This window comes from Mycobacterium sp. SMC-17 (assembly GCF_045310915.1).
Taxonomy (GTDB): Bacteria; Actinomycetota; Actinomycetes; order Mycobacteriales; family Mycobacteriaceae; genus Mycobacterium.
This window is the reverse complement of sequence record NZ_JBJIAK010000127.1, coordinates 1-2,225: the sequence shown is the minus strand read 5'-3', so window position 1 is coordinate 2,225 and position 2,225 is coordinate 1. Positions and strand designations below refer to the sequence as shown.

The 2,225-nt window shown below is 61.6% G+C and carries 2 protein-coding genes; one reads left to right on the top strand and one right to left on the bottom strand.

From position 1 onward, the window contains the following. Nucleotides 1–273 (top strand): hypothetical protein (locus tag ACJH7A_RS30320; RefSeq protein WP_406803307.1); only part of this gene is annotated, 273 nt, incomplete at its 5' end. A 9-nt stretch (nucleotides 274–282) separates the two neighbouring features. On the opposite strand, the gene ACJH7A_RS30315 is transcribed toward ACJH7A_RS30320, so the two are convergent. Beyond that, nucleotides 283–1,812, bottom strand: a complete 1,530-nt coding sequence (locus ACJH7A_RS30315) for a serine aminopeptidase domain-containing protein (protein WP_234789599.1) — start codon at nucleotides 1,810–1,812, stop codon at nucleotides 283–285. Between the last annotated feature and the right edge of the window lie 413 nt (nucleotides 1,813–2,225).

Below are 2,225 nucleotides of genomic sequence, written 5' to 3'. Positions count from 1 at the left end.
CAGATCATCCTCGGGAAGGTGCGCCCTTTCCTACGCCGCCTCGCCGAGGCTCATCCACAGGTTCTGATCATTGCTCTTACGATGCCGAGAATCTCATCCGAGGCGGGCAGCCGTGGCGCGCCGTGGGCCTGTATCTTCTTCGTTCGTCGGCATTTTGGCGAATCCTTGGCGCAAATTATGTGCTGTACGTCTTACTGGCCGCTGCCGCTCATCGGGCTGACGCCATGCGGGCGCGTACGTGCAAGAAGAGCGGCTCCGCAATTGCGGAATTGACCGCGGCCGTCACGGCGACGCGGAAAATTCTCGTCGCGCCGCATCCACCAAGTACTTCCGCATAAATATTTGCAGTCCGCGATGTAGGACAGCGTGATCCCCGCCGGGCACGGCGGTCAGCTTCGGCGTCGACCCGCGACGTGCCAGTCGATTCGCCCCAATTGGGCCACGATGCGCCTGATACCACTCGTAGTCAGATGGGGACAAGACGAGCTCAGTACGCACACCCTTTTTCATAAGGGGAGTCATCAGCACTTCGGGAGCCTGCGTGTAACCCAAGTGTCCCAGAAGCAACCAGCCTGGATATGGCAGGTCGTCCCGTAGCAGTTTCTTGACGGTTTCCCACGTCCGCTGTCTCAGTCGCGGTGGGTTGTCGGGTGCCTCGGCCATGTATGCGAAGCGTTCGGCCACACCATCGACTCGCCGCCACGAATACAGCAGGAGATTCAGGAGCACCACCAGACGCACGCCATATCGCGAACCCGCGTACGCGGAATTCCATGCACCGGAGCAGATCCCAGTCATCATCAGGTTGCGAGACGGCACCCCCAGTGCATGGACGGCAGCCGTCACGTCAGATTGAGCGGCTGCTGAATGGATCCCGGTGTATTGGTCGTTCGCGATACCCGTCTCACCGACACCGCGGCGGTCGTAGCGCACCACGTTGACACCTAGCGTCGCCAGCTCCCGCGCTGAATCTGGCCAGATCCGCCCTGAGCCCACACGATGTTCGCAAGCCGTGTTGTGGATCAATACAGTGGGACCGTCCTCACGAGTTCCGGCGATTGCAGTTCTGATGCCAAACAACCGGTCAGGCCCGAGCTCGACGAACGACTCGACAATCTCCCGACCGTCGGGCAACACCTCGACGACGGCGGAACCCAGCAGGCCAGGACGAAACGGTACCGATTCCGACGCGCTGTTCGCATCCATCCACTTCTCGATCGCAGCCACCGTATCCGTCGGGATTTTGAAGAACACGCTTCGCGGCTCGAGAAACTCCGGTTGCCCAGAAATCACCTGCGCTTCGCAGGCCTGGACGTCGAGGCCGGCGAGCCGACGGTCACCGACATATTCCGGTCTGGTCAGCACCAGCAGGCGAGCAGCGTTGACCACACTCGGCATCTTCAAAGCGCTCAACTCAGCAGCAGCGGCGGACGACAACGGCATGCCGAGGAGTTGTACTGCGCCTACCTCGTCGGGCAGTTCGTCCGAGCCGCCATCGGAAACTGATACCCGGTAGAGCGACTGCTGTTCGCGCACATACCGACGACCATCGGTCACGGGGTCCCACAGGACCACGCACTCGAGCCCGGCAACCGACTCGGCGGCCACAGCCGCCAGCAGTGCGCCGGCTCGCACGCCGACGAGCGATACCCGCTGAACCCCAGCGGACCTCATGTAGTCGACCGCGGTTCGGACGCCCTCGACAAAGTCCGTCACAGCACTGTCGCGAGACTGCGCTCCGGTCGAGTCCCCGGTACCCGGGTAATCGAACCGCAACACCGCAAAACCCTTGGCGCACAACTCCTGCGCCAACAACTTCAACCCTCGATACGAATATAGCTGCTGCCTGCCGAGCGGCGGACAGATGATCACGCCCGCCCGCGCAGCTCCACCCTCAGGCGAATGCACAACGCCAAACAGTCGCGATCGCTCTGGTCCGAACCACGTCGGCTTCCCCCTCATGGCCGATTCCGGCCCTGTCTGCCCATCCACCGCGCCCCCGGTAACAAAAGTATTTGCCCAATCTACATGTATGTGCACACTATTGCGTCATCGCCGCCGTCTGTCGCGCACGTCCAACCCCCCGTTGCGAAGTGGACGAAATTGGGCTCGACAACACCAGTGTGCGCTTATGGACAGCAGTTTTAGCGGCTCTTCATGATTGAGGGTGTAGAACGGTCAGCTGCTGTCGGCCTGTGATTGGGGTGTCTGGTTGGCTGGGTGTG